At 65.3% G+C, this 20,380-nt stretch carries 18 protein-coding genes and 1 tRNA gene; 14 read left to right on the top strand and 5 right to left on the bottom strand.

Annotation, left to right across the window (positions count from 1 at the left end; translation table 11 throughout):
* Genes PSR88_RS29145 through PSR88_RS29135 form a run of 3 tightly spaced genes read left to right on the top strand, consistent with a single transcriptional unit; the run spans window position 1 to window position 3,376 of the window.
* Window positions 1-1,395 (top strand): polysaccharide biosynthesis tyrosine autokinase, encoded by a 1,395-nt coding sequence (locus tag PSR88_RS29145; protein ID WP_011597858.1) that lies wholly within the window; start codon window positions 1-3, stop codon window positions 1,393-1,395.
* Window positions 1,392-2,756 (top strand): glycosyl hydrolase family 28-related protein, encoded by a 1,365-nt coding sequence (locus tag PSR88_RS29140; RefSeq protein WP_011597857.1) that lies wholly within the window; start codon window positions 1,392-1,394, stop codon window positions 2,754-2,756. The genes PSR88_RS29145 and PSR88_RS29140 overlap by 4 nt, the downstream gene beginning before the upstream one ends.
* Before the next feature lie 2 nt (window positions 2,757-2,758).
* Window positions 2,759-3,376, top strand: coding sequence for a YdcF family protein (locus tag PSR88_RS29135; protein ID WP_029539513.1), 618 nt, complete (start codon window positions 2,759-2,761; stop codon window positions 3,374-3,376).
* A gap of 24 nt (window positions 3,377-3,400) precedes the next feature.
* On the opposite strand, the gene PSR88_RS29130 is transcribed toward PSR88_RS29135, so the two are convergent.
* Window positions 3,401-4,513, bottom strand: a complete 1,113-nt coding sequence (locus PSR88_RS29130; RefSeq protein WP_011597855.1) for a glycosyltransferase — start codon at window positions 4,511-4,513, stop codon at window positions 3,401-3,403.
* Between the two features lie 287 nt (window positions 4,514-4,800).
* On the opposite strand from PSR88_RS29130, the gene PSR88_RS29125 reads away from it, so the two are divergent.
* Entirely contained in the window at window positions 4,801-5,499 is a 699-nt protein-coding gene (locus tag PSR88_RS29125) for a GNAT family N-acetyltransferase (RefSeq protein WP_011597854.1), read from the top strand.
* On the opposite strand, the gene PSR88_RS29120 is transcribed toward PSR88_RS29125, so the two are convergent.
* Window positions 5,441-6,865, bottom strand: a complete 1,425-nt coding sequence (locus PSR88_RS29120; RefSeq protein ID WP_016883440.1) for a polysaccharide pyruvyl transferase family protein — start codon at window positions 6,863-6,865, stop codon at window positions 5,441-5,443. The two genes, PSR88_RS29125 and PSR88_RS29120, sit on opposite strands and share 59 nt — an antisense overlap.
* A gap of 250 nt (window positions 6,866-7,115) precedes the next feature.
* Here PSR88_RS29120 and PSR88_RS29115 point away from each other — a divergent pair, with 250 nt between their 5' ends.
* Window positions 7,116-8,492, top strand: a complete 1,377-nt coding sequence (locus tag PSR88_RS29115) for a glutamate-1-semialdehyde 2,1-aminomutase (RefSeq protein ID WP_016883441.1) — start codon at window positions 7,116-7,118, stop codon at window positions 8,490-8,492.
* A 21-nt stretch (window positions 8,493-8,513) separates the two neighbouring features.
* On the opposite strand, the gene PSR88_RS29110 is transcribed toward PSR88_RS29115, so the two are convergent.
* Both PSR88_RS29110 and PSR88_RS29105 read right to left on the bottom strand, forming a co-directional pair.
* A complete protein-coding gene (locus PSR88_RS29110) occupies window positions 8,514-9,155 on the bottom strand; it encodes a ScbR family autoregulator-binding transcription factor (protein ID WP_009478970.1) in 642 nt (213 codons plus the stop codon).
* Window positions 9,156-9,269: 114 nt separating this feature from the next.
* Complete coding sequence (locus PSR88_RS29105) at window positions 9,270-9,884, bottom strand: TetR/AcrR family transcriptional regulator (protein WP_206031502.1); 615 nt, start codon at window positions 9,882-9,884, stop codon at window positions 9,270-9,272.
* A gap of 238 nt (window positions 9,885-10,122) precedes the next feature.
* Between PSR88_RS29105 and PSR88_RS29100 the strand changes: the two genes are divergently transcribed.
* From PSR88_RS29100 to PSR88_RS29065, 8 genes are all read left to right on the top strand, one after another.
* Window positions 10,123-10,193, top strand: a tRNA-Gln gene (locus PSR88_RS29100).
* 75 nt (window positions 10,194-10,268) lie between these two features.
* Window positions 10,269-11,771, top strand: coding sequence for a bifunctional UDP-N-acetylglucosamine diphosphorylase/glucosamine-1-phosphate N-acetyltransferase GlmU (glmU, locus tag PSR88_RS29095; protein WP_011597849.1), 1,503 nt, complete (start codon window positions 10,269-10,271; stop codon window positions 11,769-11,771).
* Window positions 11,768-12,748 (top strand): ribose-phosphate diphosphokinase, encoded by a 981-nt coding sequence (locus PSR88_RS29090; RefSeq protein WP_011597848.1) that lies wholly within the window; start codon window positions 11,768-11,770, stop codon window positions 12,746-12,748. The genes glmU and PSR88_RS29090 overlap by 4 nt, the downstream gene beginning before the upstream one ends.
* Before the next feature lie 70 nt (window positions 12,749-12,818).
* The gene (locus tag PSR88_RS29085; protein ID WP_016883442.1) at window positions 12,819-13,454 is read left to right on the top strand and encodes a DUF2461 domain-containing protein; all 636 of its coding nucleotides are present in this window, start codon (window positions 12,819-12,821) and stop codon (window positions 13,452-13,454) included.
* Between the two features lie 153 nt (window positions 13,455-13,607).
* Window positions 13,608-14,282 (top strand): hypothetical protein, encoded by a 675-nt coding sequence (locus tag PSR88_RS29080; RefSeq protein ID WP_009478965.1) that lies wholly within the window; start codon window positions 13,608-13,610, stop codon window positions 14,280-14,282.
* 43 nt (window positions 14,283-14,325) lie between these two features.
* Window positions 14,326-14,712, top strand: a complete 387-nt coding sequence (locus PSR88_RS29075) for a hypothetical protein (RefSeq protein ID WP_009478964.1) — start codon at window positions 14,326-14,328, stop codon at window positions 14,710-14,712.
* Between the two features lie 54 nt (window positions 14,713-14,766).
* Window positions 14,767-15,987, top strand: coding sequence for a cytochrome P450 (locus PSR88_RS29070; protein WP_037197391.1), 1,221 nt, complete (start codon window positions 14,767-14,769; stop codon window positions 15,985-15,987).
* Window positions 15,984-16,562, top strand: a complete 579-nt coding sequence (locus tag PSR88_RS29065) for a TetR/AcrR family transcriptional regulator (protein WP_016883446.1) — start codon at window positions 15,984-15,986, stop codon at window positions 16,560-16,562. Before PSR88_RS29070 ends, PSR88_RS29065 begins: the two co-directional genes overlap by 4 nt.
* A 24-nt stretch (window positions 16,563-16,586) precedes the next feature.
* Here PSR88_RS29065 and PSR88_RS29060 read toward each other — a convergent pair whose 3' ends face one another.
* Window positions 16,587-18,074 (bottom strand): APC family permease, encoded by a 1,488-nt coding sequence (locus PSR88_RS29060; RefSeq protein ID WP_011597843.1) that lies wholly within the window; start codon window positions 18,072-18,074, stop codon window positions 16,587-16,589.
* Between the two features lie 241 nt (window positions 18,075-18,315).
* Here PSR88_RS29060 and PSR88_RS29055 point away from each other — a divergent pair, with 241 nt between their 5' ends.
* Complete coding sequence (locus PSR88_RS29055) at window positions 18,316-20,379, top strand: acetate--CoA ligase family protein (protein ID WP_016883447.1); 2,064 nt, start codon at window positions 18,316-18,318, stop codon at window positions 20,377-20,379.
* The last annotated feature ends 1 nt before the right edge of the window (window position 20,380 follow it).

Genomic DNA, 20,380 nt, shown 5'->3' with positions numbered 1-20,380 from the left:
ATGCGATTGATCGATTATTTGCACATAGCTCGCCGCCGCTGGATTCTCATCTCGGCGATCACAATTCTCTGTGTGGCGGGCGCCGTCGGCTACAGCTCCATGCAACCGACCACATATCAATCGACCAGCCGACTGTATGTGACGATGGCAACCGGAACGTCGGTGAACGACGTCTACCAGGGTGGTCTAGCCGCCCAGCAGCGAGTGACGTCATACGTAAACCTCGCCGCGAGTTCCAACGTCGCTCAACGCGTCGTCGACCAACTCGGGTTGCCAATGTCTGCCGGCGAGCTGCAGGGCAAGATCTCGGCCTCATTCCCCCCGGCCACCGCGCTGCTGGACGTCACGGTCACCGATTCGACGGCCGAGGGTGCCGTCATGTTGACCGACGCCGTGGTAGCTCAGTTTCGAAGACTGGTAGACGAATTGGAGACCATCCAGACCGACGCGGCTCCTGCTGCAAGAGTTTCGGTCGTCGATCCGGCCACAGATCCCGTCGCGATCAATGGACCCAACTCGCGGCGGCTGCTCGGTATCGGCCTGCTCGCCGGATTGGCGCTCGGTTGTCTGGCGGCGCTTGTGAAGGACCGCATGGACCGCACGATCCGGACATCGCATGAGCTCGGTGAAATTCTGCCGATCCCCGTTCTCGCCATTCTCGATGTCGGGGAACCCGGTGCCATCGGGGAGGCTCGGCGACTGCGCACTCGATTGATCCAGGCGGGTGGTGGCGACAGCGGGATGACAGTGTTGCTCACAAGTCTCTCGGCACGTTCACAACCGGATGTCTCGGTCATGCTCGCGAAGGCATTCGCAGACAGCGGTCGGCGGGTCGTGTTGATCGATGCCGATACCACGGGAGGTGGCATCTCCAACCATCTTCCCGTGTCCGACTCGGGCCTCGCAGACCTCCTGCGCACGACTTCGTCCCCCGTCGACGAGTTGTCTACATGCGCTGACTCCGGGATCAGCGTGCTGGCCATCGGATCTGTCGACGATCGAACCAGTGATCTGCTCGCATCCGAGCGCCTCACCCAGATCGTATCCGCACTCCGTTTCGACTTCGACTACGTCGTCATCGACGCCGCCCCGGTCGGATCTGCCGCCGACGCATTGACGCTCTCCGGGCGTTGCGACGGCACAGTCGCTGTCGTCGAAATGGGAAGATCCACGTCGCCGCAGGTACTCGGCGCACTGGCGACGTTCGATCAAGGTGGATCCCGGCTGATCGGAGCCGTAGCAATATCGAAGAAGCACGCCAACTGGCTCCGCAAGATCTTCCGCCGGCAGAACAGCGGACCAATCCGAACATGGAACACCGGCACGGAACCGCAGAAGGAGGAACCCGCGATCGTCCTCGATGCAACGGCAGACACACTCGAGGCGGACCGGTGACAGACGATGTCCTGAATCGGCGGCGGTTGCTGGCTCGTTCACTGGGTGTCGCTGCAGCACTACCACTGGCGGCTGCCGCGTGTACGTCATCAGCCGAGGAACCGACTGTCGAGTTCACCTCGCCACACGTCTCCGATGTCCCCTCCGCGCGCAACGTCCGGGATTTCGGGGCTGTCGGCGATGGCAAGGCCGACGACACGACGGCGATCGCCACCGCTTGTGCGGTCGGCGAGGGCCCCCTGGTTCTCTACCTGCCCGCCGGTGCTTACCGCGTCACTGCATGGCCTGACCTGCCCGACTACGCCGCTGTCATCGGGGACGGCAGCGACGTCACGACCATCGGTTACGCCGGGGACGGACCATTGATCACACTTCGAGGAAAGCATCGGGTGAGTTTCAAGCGCCTGGGGATCTACGTGACCGGCGCAACCGGCGCGGCGGTGTCCCTGTCCGAATGCTTCAGATGCTCGTTCGATTCCGTCGTATTCCGCGGCGGACACGTCAGTAGCAACTATCCCGAGTTTGCACAGCAGCGAGGGGTCATACTCGACCAGAACACGGGTGGCACTGCGTTCATCAATTGCGATGTCAACAACTTCGGAATCGGGCTCACGACCAGATGCATTCAGAACTACGTCACCTCCTCGAAGTTTACGAGCAATTACGTCGGAGTCCTGGGGACGGGAAATGATCATAGTGCCGGGCTGTCAATGGTCAACGTCGAATTCGTATCCGACACCGATCCGAACACTACGGACAAGCACGTGTTGATCGACGGAGCGGCAAACGATTGGTGGTTGACAAATGTATGGTTCGAGGGCGCCGACATCGCCCTGTCGATCGGGAATCGCGATCGTGGTGGGCCTGCACAGTTCGGCCTGGTCAACTGCAAGGTCGCAGCACGCTCGGTGTGTATGGACATGGTGTATTGCCGACAGCCCTACCTTGCCAACGTCCAGTTCGATTCGGATATCCAGCGCCCGGCAATCGAAGTCCGCGTCGATCCCGAGGGGTGTCCGGACGGCACCGCTGTCAATCTGCTCTCCAGCACAACTTCCGACATCGATCCGAAATCGTTTCCTGAAGGGTGGAGCGTGACTGGTCGCGGGCAGGTAAGTGGAGTTACCTTCGTAGGAACCGTGATTACTCGCGCAGGCATTGACAGTGCTGACCTCCTGCAGGCGCAATCCCCCGATGGTGAAGTACTTTCCGCGGTTCTGCCGACCGGAGAGTGGCTCGTCGACCGAGCCGACAGTGGAGTCGTGCTGAAGGATTCGGCCGACAACTACTGGAGACTGACGGTCTCGACCGATGGCAGCGTGAAGACCGCCCCGCTCGGTAGGCGCCGACCGACTGGCTAGGCATGCGCCGCTCGCCTCGCGACCCCGAATCACGGTCGGGCCGACAACCTGAATGTGCGCATTCTCCAAAGGCACCGGCCCTGTTCAAGCGTGCACTCTGGATGATCATCATCCTCTTCACCACTGCTGCCGCGATTACGGCGGCGGGCTGGCCTGTCTACGTACGTCCGCAGATCGACCCGTTGAGAACAGCGGATGCCATTGTGGTTCTCGGTGGGACTCCGTACGAGCGTTTCGACATCGGCGTCGAATTGGCCGAGCGCGGATACGCACCACAACTCGTCATCTCGAACTCCGTCGGGAGTGGCGACAGGACGATGGACAAGTACTGCCATAACCACTTCGACTTCGTGGTGAGTTGCTTCGAGCCCGATCCGTGGACGACAAAGGGAGAAGCCCAGGAGATTGGGCGCCGCGCCGCCCAGCAAGGGTGGCATCACATCATCGTCGTGACATTCACGCCCCACATCTCTCGGGCGAGGTACATCGTCGAAAAGTGCTTCGACGGCGAAGTGACAATGGTCGCAAGCCCTACCCCGTCCGGGCTGCCCTTCTGGGCAGGAATGTACATCCGCCAATCCGCCGGATACCTCAATGCCTTCACCGATCGAGGGTGTTGAAATACCAATCACCGTGTAACTCGGTCACAATGCCAGCACGCCATCGACAACTTGCTGCATTCTGCGCCGAAAGATGCTACGAGAAAACAGCTCGGCGTGTTGACGGATTGCAGCCGCGTCATAGATCGAGCCGTCGAACGCGCGCATCGAGGTCACGAAACCAGCCACTATCTCTTCGTCGAGAACGCCGGAGACGAATTGGCCCGTAACATGCGGCACCACGCTGTCGACTGCACCACCTCTGCCGAGCGCAATCACCGGCGTTCCGCAGGCCATGGCCTCCACCGGGACTATTCCGAAATCTTCTACGCCAGGCATGAGCAGCGCACGAGTTCGGCGCAGCAGCTCTAACAGCTGCGCATGCGATACATGCCCCAGGAAGACAACCGTGGGACCCGCAATACTGCGGCAATACTCGAGGCTGCGGCCGTCCCCCGTAACCACGAGGGGCACCCCCGCGGCGTTCGCGGCGAGAATTGCCAGGTCGGGCCTCTTGTAGGGCACGAGGCGCCCTGCGACCAAGAAGAAATTATCGCGGCGGGTAGCGGGGTCAGGCGTGAATGCATCGGTGTCGACAGGCGGATGAACCACAACCGCATCGCGGCCCCACCACTGTTTGATGCGCTGCGCAACGGTCGTCGAATTCGCCACCAATTGATTCAACAACGGAGCCGCAGCAAGCTCGGCACGTCGCGCTGTCGACGCGAGCATCATCAATGCGGCAGCGCCCGCTCTCCCGCCTGCTTCACCCTCACGGAGTGATTTGTCCCATGCCCAGCGGGCCGGGCTGTGCACATAGGCGATTGTGGCGGCGGAAGTCGCGAAAACGGCTTGGGTCGCAAATGCGTGATGACTGATGATCACCGCGGCAGCATTTCCGATATCCATTCGTCGGAAGGCATTCGGCATCAACGGCATCAGTGGCGCATAGGACCGCTCACCACCGAGTCGATACAACTGATTGAGCCAAGTGGTCTCCGGCGCCCTCCGCAGTCCCGAGGGGATCCCCGTCGGACGCGCGATCGGCACATGCACGCGCGCATCCGGCCATTGTGCTGACAATTGTTCGACAACATGCTCCGAACCGGCGACTTCGGTAAATCGCTCATGAACGAGCGCGACGCGGGGAGAGGTCATCGAGAATCCCGTCGGGCGTTGCCTGCGGCGGAGGGAGTCACGCTACACACCTTCCTTTCGGATCTGCGCGGGCGACCCGTCGACCAAACACCGCCGACAATACCAGCCCGGCTTCAGCGAAAGTCGCATTCCTGCAGGTCGCGACACCTATCCAGGTTCGCCTTCTCTGCCGTCCCCCATGTTTTCGGGACCTCGGTTCGGGTAGGCTTACTCCAAGCTCTCCACCGTCGTCGTCTGGCGTGGCAGATCGACTGCTTCAGTCAGGCTTGCTGGCCAGAGGTGAAAGCATGAAGCCTCCACGATCATTGGTGGTCCTCGTCGCGGCTGGCAAGCTTTATTCGAGGCCCCTCAGGCATCGGATCGGATCGCACCGTGTACCCAGCGCTGGAATCCGGCTTGGCCCTGTGATGGCTGCCGAGCATCGCGTTGCTCTTCGCTCGCCCAGGCTTTCGGACGCCTCGGCGTGGCAAACCCTGCGGATACGGGATCAGCATCTGATCGAGCCGTTCTGGGTGTCGTCTTCGAAATCCTGGTCTCGGCGCCACACCGAGGGCGCCTGGATAGACGAACTTCTACACATGCGCAAGGAGGCCCGCGCAGGCCGCGCATTGCCGCTGGTAATAGAGGTTGAAGGCCGATTCGCCGGTCAGTTCAACGTCGAGCACATCGACTGTGGAGCGCAGAGCGCAGAGGTCGGCGTGTGGATCGATTCCACTCTCGCAGGACAGGGCATCGCGCTGGCAGCTGCGAACCTCCTCGCGCAGTATGTGTTCGACATACTCGGATTGCGCCGGGTCACTGCTCCGGTATGCGTCGACAACCAGCCTGCCACCCGGCTCGTACGACAGGTTGGGATGCAGCGAGAGGGCACGATGACGAGTTATCTCGACGTCGGCGGTCGACGCAAGGATCACGACCTGTGGGCAATTACGTCGACGATGTGGGCGGCCAAGTCGGCCCGGGATTCGAATTCGACCGCGTCGTGATGTCACCCTTGACAAGCTGCGCGGCACGGTCGAAAGCGGCTCTGCTCGCTTCGATCTGGCTTACCGCCCGACCCAGCAATCCAGCCCTCAGTTCCGGAGCGCGCGACCATGTGCTGCGCATCGCGCAGCGAAGTCGGTCGTCGACCTCTTCCCCGTCGAGCCTTACCAACTCGACTCCGGCTTCGAACATCGCGGCCAAGCCCTCGAACTTGTCGTTGTAATACCGTGAGGTCGACAGCCCGACAACAGGAATTCCTTGAGACAGGGCGAAGACCGCTACGTGGTAAGCACCCGTGACGATTATCCGGCATCGGGCGATCCGCCGCGAGAGTGATTGCGCACTGGCGAAACGACCTAGGGGCGGTACAACGGCGGGGAACCCGGTGAGGAGTGGCATCGTCGAGCGACGGTCTTCGGCGTCGTACTCGGACACGATCAGCGGAACCAGTCGAGCACCGGATTCGGCGGCCACGTCCCGAACGACGCGACCCAACACTTCCTGCACCTCGGCTCCGACCGGAGAGTAATCCGCAACTCTGAGACACACGCCGATGTCCGTGCCGAGGTCCCCGCGCCGAGTCGAGTAACCGAGTTCCACCGCGTCGTCACCGGTAACTACGACACGTTCGGCCGGAACACCGAGAGAATGCAATAGTTCAGGGCCCCGCCGTCCTTCGCGAAGCGCGATGAAATCGACCTGCGGAAGCACTCGAGCGGCCTGTTCCAGCAGCGCGGGATCGTGAATCGGGCCTATCCCCTGCCCGACCATCGCGGTAGGGATTCGATGATTCGTTGCATACTCGAGTAAATCGAGTGTGCGCTCGGTCTGGAACCGATCGATATCGGTAAGGTACCCACCGCCGATCGCGAGCACCAAAGATGCGCCGTCGATGGCATTCGGCAGCCGCCCACCGTCACGACTCAGTAGCAACCGTTCCGAATTCGTTGTCATCGTGCCGGACTCACCGTTCGTACCTTTACCCCCGCTCCCGCGAAGGACGACCCGACGTGCCCGCCGCACGAGAGACGCGGGTGCGGCCGCCGCGGCTTCCCACCCCTCGAGGAAGGGTCCCGCCGCCTCGGGACCGAAACGGCCGGCCAGCCCTCCCCAACCACGCCGTCTCGGCCAATCGCCGCCTTGCTGATACCGAATCGGCTCCGCGTTCGGCTCATAGGCCTTCAACAGCGACGATCTGCTGGTGAGGACACCGATTGTGGCGTTGGGCCATCGCTCTGCAATCCTGCGCACCGTGACGTTGAGAATCGCCAGGTCACCCTTGTTGTTCAGCCAGTACTCGCCGTTTTCCAGAAGAACACGGATGCTCGATCCGCCGGTCGGCGTTGCGCGGGACTCGCGATTCTCCATATCGGCCCCTTCGGACACTCATTCGCGAGAGGACGGCAGCGACCCCCGAGCGGGTAGCACACTATGTCAGCCCAGTCCGAAAGGGACAGGTAGAGGTCGATTCGACGATACCGCAACCCTTTCCTCCACACCACGGTCCGCTCCCCGACCTCGACATCCACATCCGGCGTGTCGTCGACCGGTTTCTCCCGTTCAGCACAACAGTCGACCGACCAGGTGACACAATTGCGTCGCGATGCATCTCCGAGCCATGGAGGTCGCCATGCCCCTCGAGGACGACGCGGTCAGTCGCTCCTTTTCTCGCTCGAACGAGCTGCAGGCACGGCTGAACAAACTTGTGCCGGGCGGAGCGCATACCTATGCGCGCGGTCCCGACCAGTACCCGGATTACATGGCGCCGGTACTTGTCGGCGGGAAGGGAGCCCGCGTATGGGATGTGGACGGGAACAGTTTCGTCGAATACGGCATGGGTCTCCGGTCCGTGACACTGGGACACGGGTACGCCCCCGTGGTCGACGCCGTGTGTGCGGCCATCTCCCGTGGTACGAACTTCAGCCGTCCGACGGAACTCGAATTGCACGCGGCCGAGGACTTTCTCCAACTCGTTCCCGGTGCAGACATGGTGAAGTTTGCCAAGAACGGGTCCGACGCCACCACTGCGGCGGTCCGCCTTGCCCGAGCTGTGACGGGACGCGAGCTGGTGGCGGTCTGCAATCAACCGTTCTTCTCCGTGGACGACTGGTTCATCGGCACAACCGCAATGAACAGCGGTGTTCCCTCCGATGTCGCCGCCAAGACACGCAGCTTCCGATTCAATGACCTCAATTCACTTGTCTCGGTGTTCGACGAGAATCCACACCGGGTGGCCTGTGTTGTCATGGAGGCAGCCACCGCTACAGCTGAGCCGACACCCGGATACCTCGACGCCGTTCGGTCGCTCTGCGACGAGCGCGGAGCCCTTCTCATCTTCGACGAGATGATCACAGGATTCCGATGGTCACAAGGCGGCGCACAAACGGAGTACGCGGTCACACCCGACTTGTCGTGCTGGGGTAAGGCGATGGGTAACGGCTTCCCGATTTCAGCCCTGGCGGGCAAACGCGAGTACATGGAGTTCGGCGGGCTGAACACGGACCACGACCGGGTCTTCCTCCTGTCCACGACCCACGGACCCGAGTGCGGAGCGCTCGCGGCTTTCCGCGCAGTCGTACACGCCTACGCCACCGAGGATCCGATTTCGCGCATGGAGCAGTCCGGCAGGCGCATCGCCGAAGGAGTCGGCGCAGCCGCTGCAGATATGGGGATTGCGGATTACGTCCAGGTGATCGGCCGGCCTTCATGCCTGATTTTCGTCACGCGTGACCTGAACTATCAGCCATCACAGGAATTCCGGACGCTCTTCCTGCAAGAACTCTTGTCAGGTGGCGTTCTGTGCCAATCGTTTGTCACGTCTGCGGCGCACCGCTCGGCCGACGTCGACCTCACTCTGGAAGTGATCCATCGCGCTCTCGAAATCTACAGTAGGGCAATCGAATCCGGTGGCGTGGCCGGATTTCTCCGTGGCCGCCCCGTCGCCCCTGCTCTGCGCCGTTATGCGGCACCCCGCCGGACCGATACATCGGACTGATCGTGCAGCCGCAGGGATCGCTCAGCGCAGCAAGCGCCGCGAGGCGAACTGGCGGAAGTACACGAGCTTCGACGGCTCGACCAGTCCGGGAAGAATGAAGTACCAGACCCGTTCCATGCGACGCGGAAGATCGTCGAAGGCGCCGGTCGCGGTCGCGACCACGTGGGCACCGAGCAGCGACCCGAGCAGGAAAGTGGACAGAGTTCCCGCGGAGACGTCGTCTTCCGTGAGGATGTCCCCCTCCTCGACCGCACGTGCGACGAGTCGCTCGAAGCCCTGCTGCCACGAGGCCACCACGTTGCCGTGCGTCCCCTGGTAGTCGCCGATCTCGTGCTGCAGTCGCAGCATGGCCGCGACGATCGGATCGGAACTCGCCGCCTCGATCGCCACGTAGGACAGGGCGACGAGCGCTTCCAGAGCCGGCGTCGGCCCGTCGCTGACGGAGGTCATTCCGGCGGTCAGACGGATCTGCCCCTCGTCGATGACGCCGCGCGCCAGGTCTTCCTTGGAACTGAAGTGGAAGTACAACGCACCTTTGGTCACACCGGACTGCTCGATGATTTCGTTGAGACCCGCGTTGGCGTAACCGAGACGTAAGAATACGTCGGCCGCCGCCATGAGGACCGACGCCCGAGTTACCTCTGCTCGAACCTGTCTCGCCATCGACTGCCTCCCGAACAACCCCCCCGACGGGGCGCGCAAACTCCAGCGAACCCTAGCACTTGACAGGCGCAGCCCTAGGGAAGTTGAACCGCGAGTCGGGAAACGAGAACACGTTCACTGAGGTGTCGTACGGGGCCGATCGGTGCCCAGCTGCGGATCCGCCTCGAGATTGGTCAATCCGTTCCAGCACAGGTTGACCAGATGCGCGGCGACGACTTCCTTCGGCGGCGTCCGCTCGTCCAGCCACCACGTGGCGGTGGTGGACACCATCCCGACCAGCGCCTGCGCGTACAGCAGGGCCAGATCGGGATTGAAACCACGCCGCGAGAAGTCGCCGGCCAGGATGTGCCCGACCTGACCGATGGCCTCGTTCAGCAGGCTCGAGTACGTACCGTCCGGTGCCGCCACCGGAGAGTCGCGGACGAGGATGCGGAACCCGTCGGTGTGCTCCTCCACATAGGTGAGCAGCGCCAGCGCCACCCGCTCGACCCGGACCCGGGAGCGATTCTGTTTCAGCGAGGACGTCACCATCTCCAGCAGTCGCGACATCTCCCGATCCACGACGACGGCATAGAGGCCCTCCTTGCCGCCGAAGTGTTCGTAGACGACAGGCTTGGAGACGTGGGCCCGCTGTGCGATCTCCTCGATCGACGTCGCCTCGTACCCTCGCTCGGCAAACAGGGCACGGCCGATCTCGATCAACTGCTCCCGCCGTTGCGTACCGGTCATCCGGGTGCGGACCGCCCTCTCGGGGGTCGCGTCCAACTCCGTGGGTCGGGGCACCGAGGCACCTTCCTTTCCTGACACTCGCGACGACGAAGTGCCGCGGGCAGCGCGGAAACACTGCAGGTAGCACCCACTCTATCGGGACGATCGAGACAAATTTCCGCAGCGGTTCGACGGGCGGCGGGTCGGCATGCGAGGATTCTCTCGCGCAAACGGGCGTGACACCCCGTGTGCGTGGCAATCCGCCGTAGTGTAATGGCAGCACCTCTGATTTTGGTTCAGATAGTTCAGGTTCGAGTCCTGGCGGCGGAGCGGAGCCTGCGGAGCACATTCCTGCAGGTGGAGCTGTCGAGAACAGCAAGAGCGGAACGACTCAGAGGGAGCTTCATGCCAGTGCAGACCGCCGTGGTCGTCCTCGCCGCCGGCGCGGGAACTCGGATGCGGTCGAAGACCCCCAAGGTGTTGCACACTCTGGGCGGACGCACGATGCTGGCGCACTCCCTGTACGCCGCCGCCGAGGTCGATCCGACGCACCTCGTCACCGTCGTCGGGCACGACAAGGAACGCGTCGGGGTCGCCGTCAGCGCCCTCGAGGCCGAACTGGGCCGCCCGATCGCGATCGCCGTCCAGGACGAGCAGAACGGCACCGGACACGCCGTCGAATGCGGCCTGTCCGCCCTGCCCGCCGACTTCCGCGGGACCGTGCTGGTCACCGCCGCGGACGTCCCGCTGCTCGACGGCCGCACCCTGCACGCTCTCGTCGACGAGCACCACAGCGAGCCGACCCCCTCGGCGGTCACCGTGCTGACGTTCACCGCTCCCGAGCCCCGCGGCTACGGGCGGATCGTCAGACTGCCCCACGACGGTGAGATCGCCGAGATCGTGGAAGAGGCCGACGCCACCGAGGAGCAGGCGGCCATCACCGAGGTCAACGCCGGCGTGTACGCGTTCGACGCCGAGTTCCTGCGCTCCGCGCTCGGGCAGCTCAATGCGAACAACGCGCAGGGCGAGCTGTACCTGACCGACGTCGTCAAGATCGCCCGCGAGGCCGGCGCACCCGTTTTCGCCGCCCACCTGGCCGACTCCGCTAAGGTCGCAGGCGCCAACGATCGCGTCCAGCTGTCGAGGCTGGCTGCCGAACTCAATCGCCGCACCGTCGAGAACTGGATGCGGGCCGGGGTCACCGTCGTCGATCCGTCGACCACCTGGATCGACGTCGGCGTCACACTCGCTCGCGACGTCACCATCCATCCGGGAGTGCAACTGCTCGGCACCACCGCCGTCGGCGAGGACGCCGTGATCGGTCCCGACACCACCCTCACCGACGTGACGGTCGGCGAAGGCGCCAGCGTGGTGCGTACCCACGGCTCGGAATCGACGATCGGCGCGGGCGCCACCGTCGGCCCGTTCTCCTACCTGCGTCCCGGCACCGTCCTCGGTGCGTCCGGCAAGCTCGGCGCCTTCGTCGAGACGAAGAACGCCGACATCGGGGCGCACACCAAAGTTCCTCACCTGACCTACGTGGGCGACGCCACGATCGGCGAGTACAGCAACATCGGTGCGTCGAGCGTGTTCGTCAATTACGACGGCGTCGCCAAGAGCCGTACGGTGGTGGGGTCACACGTCCGGACCGGATCGGACACCATGTTCGTCGCTCCGGTACAGGTCGGTGACGGTGCTTACACCGGCGCCGGCACGGTGCTGCGTTTCGACGTTCCACCGGGGGCACTCGCGGTCTCCGGCGGGAAGCAGCGCAATATTGACGGCTGGGTGCAACGAAATCGCCCCGGTACCGCCGCCGCCGAGGCGGCAGCCGCCGCGGGACTGCACCACAGTTCAGATCTGCACGAAACCGAGAAGCAAGATTTAAAGGATGGCATAGAGCAGTGACCGCGAATTGGATCGACAACCAGAAGAACCTCATGCTTTTTTCTGGTCGCGCGCATCCGGAGCTGGCCGAACAGGTAGCGAAGGAACTCGACGTGCGGGTCACCCCGCAGACTGCCCGTGACTTCGCGAACGGCGAGATCTTCGTCCGTTTCGAGGAGTCGGTCCGCGGCTCCGACGCCTTCGTGCTGCAGAGCCACCCGGCCCCGCTGAACACGTGGGTGATGGAACAGCTGATCATGATCGACGCGCTCAAGCGCGGATCGGCCAAGCGCATCACCGCGATCCTGCCGTTCTACCCGTACGCACGCCAGGACAAGAAGCACCGCGGCCGTGAGCCCATCTCGGCTCGCCTGATCGCCGACCTCCTCAAGACGGCAGGCGCCGACCGCATCATCACGGTCGATCTCCACACCGACCAGATCCAGGGCTTCTTCGACGGCCCCGTCGACCACATGCACGCCCAGGGTCAGCTCGCCGAGTACATCCGCGGCAACTACGGCACCGACAACATCGCCGTCGTCTCCCCCGACTCCGGTCGCGTCCGGGTCGCCGAGAAGTGGGCCGACACCCTCGGTGGCGCGCCGCTGGCATTCATCCACAAGACGCGCGACCCGCTGGTGCCCAACCAGGTGAAGTCCAACCGCGTCGTCGGTGACGTCGAAGGCCACACCTGCATCCTGATCGACGACATGATCGACACCGGTGGAACCATCGCCGGCGCCGTGAAGATCCTCAAGGAGGCCGGCGCGGGCGACGTGATCATCGCCGCCACCCACGGTGTCCTGTCCGATCCGGCGGCCGAGCGTCTCGCCGCGTGTGGTGCCAAGGAAGTCATCGTCACCAACACGCTCCCGATCGACGAGTCGAAGAAGTTCCCGACCCTCACGGTGCTGTCCATCGCGCCGCTGCTTGCTCGCACCATCAAGGAAGTTTTCGAGAACGGCTCGGTCACGTCGCTGTTCAACGGCAACGCCTAGGCGCTCCGCGCCTGTGAGTGGTTGACGAGTCCAGAGACTCGTCAACCACTCACAGGCGTAGCCTTTCCCTGTGTTCACCGGGATCCCCACCGCTGCTCTCGACTTCTACGAGGACCTCGAGGCAGACAACAGCAAGAGCTTCTGGACCGCGCACAAATCCGTCTACGACGACTCCGTGCGCGCACCCATGACCGCCCTGCTCGCGGAACTCGAATCGGAGTTCGGCGCGGGCAAAGTGTTTCGCCCCTACCGCGATGTCCGGTTCTCGAAGGACAAGACGCCCTACAAGACCCATCAGGGCGGATTCGTCGAGACCCGCCCGGGCGTGGGCTACTACGTGCAGATCGATGCCGCCGGACTGTTCGTCGCGGGTGGCTTCTATTCGCATACCCCGCTCCATGTCGGGCGCTTCCGTGACGCCGTCGACGACGACCGCAAGGGCCGCGAACTCGCCCGGCTCGTGAAGAAGGTCCGGTCGTCGGGATTCGAGATCGGCGGCGACACACTCAAGACCCGTCCTCGCGGCGTCGCCGAGGACCACCCGCGGCTGGACCTGATGCGTCACAGGTCGCTCACGGCCAGCCGGAGCTACCTCTCCCCCGACTGGATCGAAACTCCCCGCGCCGCTGACGAAGTGCGCATCGCCTGGCGTTCGATGCGGCCGCTCGTCGAGTGGCTGACCACCGTCATCGGTGCCGGAGAATGAAACTTACCGGTCGGGAAAACACGTGTGGCACACAGCGTTTGCGGAGCAGTTTGCGCGCCTCGGCATGATCTTCGTCACGCTCGGGCGCAGAACCGCAGGTCGTACTTACGGCGATGTGACCCGCACGCCCGAAATCCCCTACTGTGGCTCGTCGTGATCGACGCGCAGACTCTCTCCGGCCCTATCGATATCGCTGCAATTCGAAACGTCCGGCGTTGGTCGCCGGGGGCGTGCGTGTGGTGCGGAGACGACAACGCCGTCGAGATGTTCCGTAACGAACCTCGCTGTGGCACTTGCCGCGAGAAGGAATCGGTCATCGACGAGGCCCGCCGCTTCCTGGGCATGTACGGTCTGCGTCCGCTCGGCGGAACGTTGCAGTCGGACGACGACGAAGAGCGTGAGCACCGGGTCAACGCCCGCGACGCCCGCCGCGAACTCAACGAGATGAAGCTCGCGGAACTCCCGGACCCGGCGGCCGTCCGCAAGGCCCTGCGCCCCCGGGCGGCCAGTGTGGTGTCGGAGCCGCGCAGCACCGCTCATTCCGGAACGTCGTCGGCCTCCGCGTCGACCCGCCCGAGTGCGTCCCGCACGTCGGCCACCCCGCCGGTGGCACCGGTGCGCACCGATGCCGTCGACGTCGCCGCACTCGAATCGCGCGTCACGGGCCTGCTCGATCAGCTCTCGGCCATCGACGCCCAGATGAACCTGATCGGCGAGCCCGCCGGCCTTGCCGCGCGTGCTCGAATCAGCGACCTCGAGAAGCAGCGCGCCACCGTGCTCCGCACCCTCGCGGCGCTGGAGAAGGCCCGGATCGCGGCCGGCCAGTAGGCCGTACTTTTCGGGCTGCGTCCGGGTGATACTCTCGCCCTTCATGCAGCCCGCCTCCTCACCCACCGCGCTCGTCATCGACGCGAAGAAGCCGCCGATGGGCCCGATGCTGGTGACCCCCAATGCCCGCATCAACGGCCATCCCGTGCCGCTTCGATGGGGACACAACGAAATTCCGGCACCGCCGGGCGTGCACCACATCCAGATCTCGGTCCCGTGGATCTGGGAGCAGGGCAGGGCGCAGATCACCGTCGACAACCGGTACCACCCGGCTCCCCCGGTGTACTACGCGTCGCCGTTCAGCAGTTTCAGCAAGGGCGCGATCGACCATCGGCCGGTGAAGAATCCCGGACTGTTCGGGTTGCTGCTCATCCTCACACCGGTACTCGTCCTGATCCTCGCTGTCGTGGCGTTCGCCCTGTTCGGCTAGAGAGGCCGCATCCGCACCATTGACACAATGGGCAATGTGTCTCACTATCGATACATGACCGCACATGTGTCGAGCGTTTCGTTCGTACCGAGGTCCGGACAGTCGTGGCGTGCCCCGTGGCAGATGTACGCAGGCCTGCGCGACCACGACCCCGTCCATCACGTCGTCCCCGAGGACGCACCCGGCAACGACTACTGGGTGTTGTCCCGGCACGCCGACGTCTACGCGGCGGCCCGGGACCCCGAGACGTTCTCCTCCGCCGCCGGCCTCACCACGACATACGGCGAGCTGGAGAAGATCGGCCTGCAGGACAATCCGCCGCTGGTGATGCTCGACCCGCCCGACCACACCGCGTTCCGCCGTCTCGTGTCGAAGGGATTCACCCCACGGCAGGTCACCGCCGTCGAGCCGAACGTCCGGGCGTTCGTGGTGGAGCGCATCGAACGACTGCGGGAGGCAGGTGCGGGCGATGTGGTGAAGGAACTGTTCAAGCCGCTGCCGAGCATGGTCGTCGCCCACTACCTCGGTGTCCCCGACGAGGACCGGGCGCAGTTCGACGGGTGGACCGAGGCCATCGTCGCGGCCAATGCGCAGGGCGACACGCTGCAGGCGACGGGTGCGGTCACCGAACTGATGGGCTACTTCACCGGACTGATCGAGCGGCGGCGCACCGACCCCGGAGACGACACGATCTCGCACCTCGTCGCGGGCGGGATGGGAGCCGACGGCGACATCACCGGGCTGCTCTCCATCCTCGGTTTCGCGTTCACGATGGTCACCGGCGGCAACGACACCACCACCGGGATGCTCGGCGGCGCAGTCCAGTTGCTCACCGAGCACCGGGATCAGCGACGCGACCTTATCGAACATCCGGAGCTCGTTCGTGACGCCGTCGAGGAATTGCTCCGGCTCACCGCCCCCGTCCAGGGCCTCGCCCGCACGGTGACCCGCGACGTCGAGATCGACGGCACCGTCGTTCCCGAGGGACGGAAGGTACTCCTGCTGTACGGCTCCGCTAACCGCGATCCGCGCCGGTTCGGACCGGATGCCGAGGTCCTGGACGTGCGTCGCAGTCCGAAGCAGATCCTCACCTTCAGCCATGGGGCCCACCACTGCCTCGGTGCGGCCGCGGCACGGATGCAGGCGCGGATCGCGCTCGAGGAACTGCTGGCCCGCTGCCCCGATTTCACCGTCGACATCGACGCCGTCGTCTATGCGGACGGCAATTACGTGCGCCGCCCGACGAGCGTCCCGTTCCGGGTGCGTGAAGCATGACCGCCGACTGGATGCGGGACGAACGCCCCCGCCTCGCCGCCGAGCGGATCCTCGACGTCGCAGCCCAGCTGTATGTCGAGAACGGCATCGCGGCCGTCGGTATGGCCGAGGTCGCCCGGGCGGCCGGATGTTCCCGGGCCACGTTGTACCGCTACTTCGACAGCAAGCAGTCGCTGCAGCTGGCGTTCGTTCACCGCGAGGCCCGGCGCATCGGCGCGCTGGTCGCGGAGGAGGTGTCCGCGGCCGGTGATCCGAAGGATGTGATCGTGGAGGCGATGCTGGCCGCGATCCGGCTGGTGCGCGCCGACCCGACTCTGGCCGCCTGGTTCCAGCTCGGCGACTCCGGCCTCGCCGCGCAGATCGCGCACTCGTCGGACGTCATCGAATCGCTGGGCTCCGCCTTCCTGGGGCAGGCGGGGTTCTCCGGCGAGGAGACGTCCCGGAAGGCACGGTGGCTCGTCCGGATCATCGTCTCCCTGCTCACCGTCCCTGGCGTCGACGACACCGACGAACGCACGATGCTCGAGCAGTTCGTCGCACCGGCACTCGCCGAGCACGACTCCGGACGCGCCTGACACCTGCCACCGGGGAGGTGACCGTCAGCGCACCGCGCCCGCCTGCTCGTCGGCATCGACCTCGAGGGTTGTCTTCCGGTCGGACTCACCGATCCGCGCGAAGACGAGCGGCTTGCGGAGCCGCAGGTAGCAGTACAGGGCGATGTAGCCGAGCACGGTCGCGAAGAAGATCCACGCGACCACGCCCCGCGCCCCGGACGGGAACGGGTTGAAGCTGTACCAGTAGACGAGCACGGACCCGATCGCGGCGAGGACGGTTGCGAGTCCGATGCCCAGGCGCAGCGACCGCGACCGGACCGCGCAATAGCCGGCCGCCAGTGCGGTGAGTCCGTAGGCGGCGATCAGCATGTAGCCGGCGTACGTCCCGAGCAGGCCGTACGACGTCTCCGCCGCCGTCACCACCACGCCGAGGAGCCCGGCCACGAGGTAGATGACGCCGAGGGTCGTCACCGCACCGACGGGGGTGCCGTGGCGGGCACTGACCTTGCCGAGGCGAGCGGGCAGCAGACCGTCGCGGGCCAGGGTGTACACGGTCCGGCTGGTGCCTGCCATGACTCCGAGCGTGGATCCGAAGAAGCTGATGGCGACACCGATGTCGATCAGGTAGCCGAGCCACCCGACGCCGTTGTGCTCGGCGAGGGTGTCGAGGGGTGCGTTCATGTTGTCGATCGGCACCCCGCGGAAGCCGAGCACGATGATGTAGGTGGCGACGATGTAGAGCACCCCGCAGGCCAGGACCGACCCGACGACGGCGAAGCTGATGGCCCGCTTGGGATGACGCGCCTCCCGCCCCAAGGTGGCGGCGTGGTCGAATCCGGCGAGGGAGAACACGGAGAAGCCCGCGGTCGCGAGAATCGCTGTGGCACTGAAGCCGTGGAAGTCGAACTGCCTACTGTCGATCGGACCGGTGTCCGAATTCGCGAGAACCACGATCAGGAGCACGACGATCACTGCCACCGTGAAGAATTCGATCACCAGCAGCAGCTTCGCGGACAGCTTCACTTCACGAAGGTTCAGGGCGGTCACCGCGACTGCGACGGCCCCGGCGCAGATGCCGAGCGTCCACGTGCTCGCAGGCAGACCCACCTTCTGGAGGAATGCGTCGAGGTAGATCGCCGAGCCGATCACGCACGCGGGTCCCGCGACGAGTGACGACGCGAGGTGGGTGACCATCACGAAGAATCCGGCCGGCTTGCCTGCCGCGCGAGCCGCGAGTCCGTACGTTCCGCCGGTGGTGGTGAAGCGTTTGGCCAGCCAGCCGATGCCCCCGGCGAACCCGAGGACCAGCACCGAGGTCACGGCCCAGGTGATCCAGCTGAGGTTGCCTGCGATCGTGACGACGACACCGATCGCGAGGGCCAGCGTGGATGCGGGCGCCAGGATGCCGAGCGACACTCCGAACACTGCCCACGTCGGGAGGATTCCGCGCGGCAGCTGTGCCTCGGCGTCGGTGCTTTCCGCCGAGGACATCATCGTGTCCTCCGTGGTCGATCCATCGTGCACAGTCTTCATGAACGCTCCTCGCGGATGACAGGACAGAGGGTGTCGAATAATTGGCTGGTGGGCCAGTTATGAATCATCGTGAGGGCGATCACACTCGATGTCAAGAGCGCATCGCCTCCCGAGCGGCACCCGCCGCGACCGCGACGAGTGGGTTGACAGCCCCTGTGAGTGCCGCCACAATCTAAATTGACTGATGCGCCAGTTATCTATTTTCCGATCGACAGCAACACGAGATCGAGGAGAGTCCCCTATGACCACTGTGGTGGCCGAGTCCGTCACACAACTGAGCGTGTTCTCCGACCCCGCCTCGGTGGCCGTCGTCGGCGCCTCCGCCGATCCCGCGAAGTGGGGTTACTGGCTGGCGAGCGGCGCTCTGACCGGCGAGCACCGCCGCCGGGTCCACCTGGTCAACAGGAGAACCGACACCCTCCTCGAACACCCGTGCCACCCGAGCGTGTCGGCCCTCCCCGAGGTCCCCGACCTGGTCGCCCTCTGCGTGCCTGCGCGTTACGTCTCGGACGTGGTGGACGAAGCCCTCGCACTCGGCGTCCGCGGATTCCTCGGCGTCACCGCGGGCGTTCCCGGCGAAGCCGAACTCGCGGCCCGGATCCGCAGTGCCGGAGCACGACTCGTCGGCACCAACAGTCTCGGCATCTACGACAGCGCCACCGACCTCTCGCTGGCATGGGGACGGTTCACACCCGGGCCGCTCGCGATCATCTCGCAGAGCGGGCAACTCGGCTCCGAACTCGCCGCGCTCGGCGCCCGGCACGGTGTGGGCGTCTCCCGGTTCGTCTCCATCGGTAACCAGTCCGACGTCACCGCCGCCGAACTGCTCGCCGAGCTCGGCGGCCACGACCCGACGCGCGTGATCGCCCTGTACCTCGAAAGCTTCAGCGACGGTGAATCCCTGTTCCGGACGTTGCGCGCCCTGCGCGACACCGGACGACCGACCCTGCTGCTGACGGTCGGCGCCAGCGCCGCGAGCACGCGTCTGGCGCGTTCCCACACGGGCTCGCTCACCTCTGCCCTGGACGTCGTCGACGCCGCGTGCCGCGCAGCGGGAGTGCTCCGCGTGAGCAGCCCCGACGAGTTGATCACCGTCGCCCGGGCATTCCTCTCCACCACCGTTCCTGCCGGCAACCGCGTCGCCATCGTCGGCGACAGCGGCGGGCAGTGCGCGATCGCCGCGGACGTGACGAGCGCGAGCGCATTGACCGTTCCCGACTTCTCCCCGGCGCTCGCCGAATCCGTTGCCCTGCAACTGCCGGCCGGTGCAGCCAGCAACAACCCGGTGGACCTCGCCGGGGCGGGCGAGCAAGATCTGGGAAGTTACGCGAGCGTCGTCGGCCGTCTCCTCCGTGCCGACGAGTCGGACGCCGTGGTGCTCACCGGGTATTTCGGCTGCTACGCGCGGGACGCTCCCACTCTCGCCGAACACGAAGCGGCCGTGGCCGAACGGATCGGCCGGGCGTCCGCGGAGACCGGCAAACCCGTCGTCGTCCACACCATGGCTCCGGAATCGAGCACCGCACAGGCGTTGTGGCGGCACGGCGTCCCCGTGTTCGACACGGTCGACTCCGCGGTCCGCGCCCTGTCCGGGCTGTCCCGCCTGCGACCGCCGCAACCGTCGAACCACGCCCTCTCCGAGCCCGTTCCGCGGGACGGACTCCGGCCCGGATACTGGGCCGCGCGCGAACTCCTCACCGCACTCGGAGTCGCCTTCCCCGACGGCGGAGTCGTGCACACCCACGAGGAGGCGGTCGAACTGGCCGGCCGTTTGCGGGCCCCGTTCGTCCTCAAGGCGAGTTGGCTCGAGCACAAGAGCGAGGCGGGCGGCGTCGCGGTCGGCATCGACGGTCCCGAACAGCTGGCGCGCACCTTCGAGGACATGCACTCACGGCTCGGCGACGGCGACTACGTGCTCGAGGAGCAGGACACCCGGGCGGGCACCGTGGAGATCCTGGTCGGCGCGCGCCGTGATCCCGACCTCGGTCCAGTGATCGTTGTGGGCGCCGGTGGCACCGAAACCGAAGTGCTCCAGGACATCTGTCTCGAATCGGCCCCCGTCGGGCCCGGCGATGCCCTCGCGATGCTCGAACGCCTCCGCTGCATGCCGCTTCTCCGCGGGTGGCGGGGACGCCCCGCGGTGTCCGTCGACGGCGTGGTCGACGTGATCACACGGGTGTCCCGGTTGATCGCGGAACGGTCCGACATCGCCGAGATCGAATTGAATCCGGTCCGCGCCGCCCCGGACGGAGCGCTCACCGTCGACGCGCTCGTCGTGGCCGCCGAACCGGCCCCCGCCCCGTGAA

Source organism: Rhodococcus sp. DK176 (genome assembly GCF_038447315.2).
GTDB classification, from domain to species: domain Bacteria; phylum Actinomycetota; class Actinomycetes; order Mycobacteriales; family Mycobacteriaceae; genus Rhodococcus_F; species Rhodococcus_F jostii_A.
Note: the sequence above shows the minus strand (reverse complement) of the source record. Positions and strands in the feature narration are given on the sequence as shown.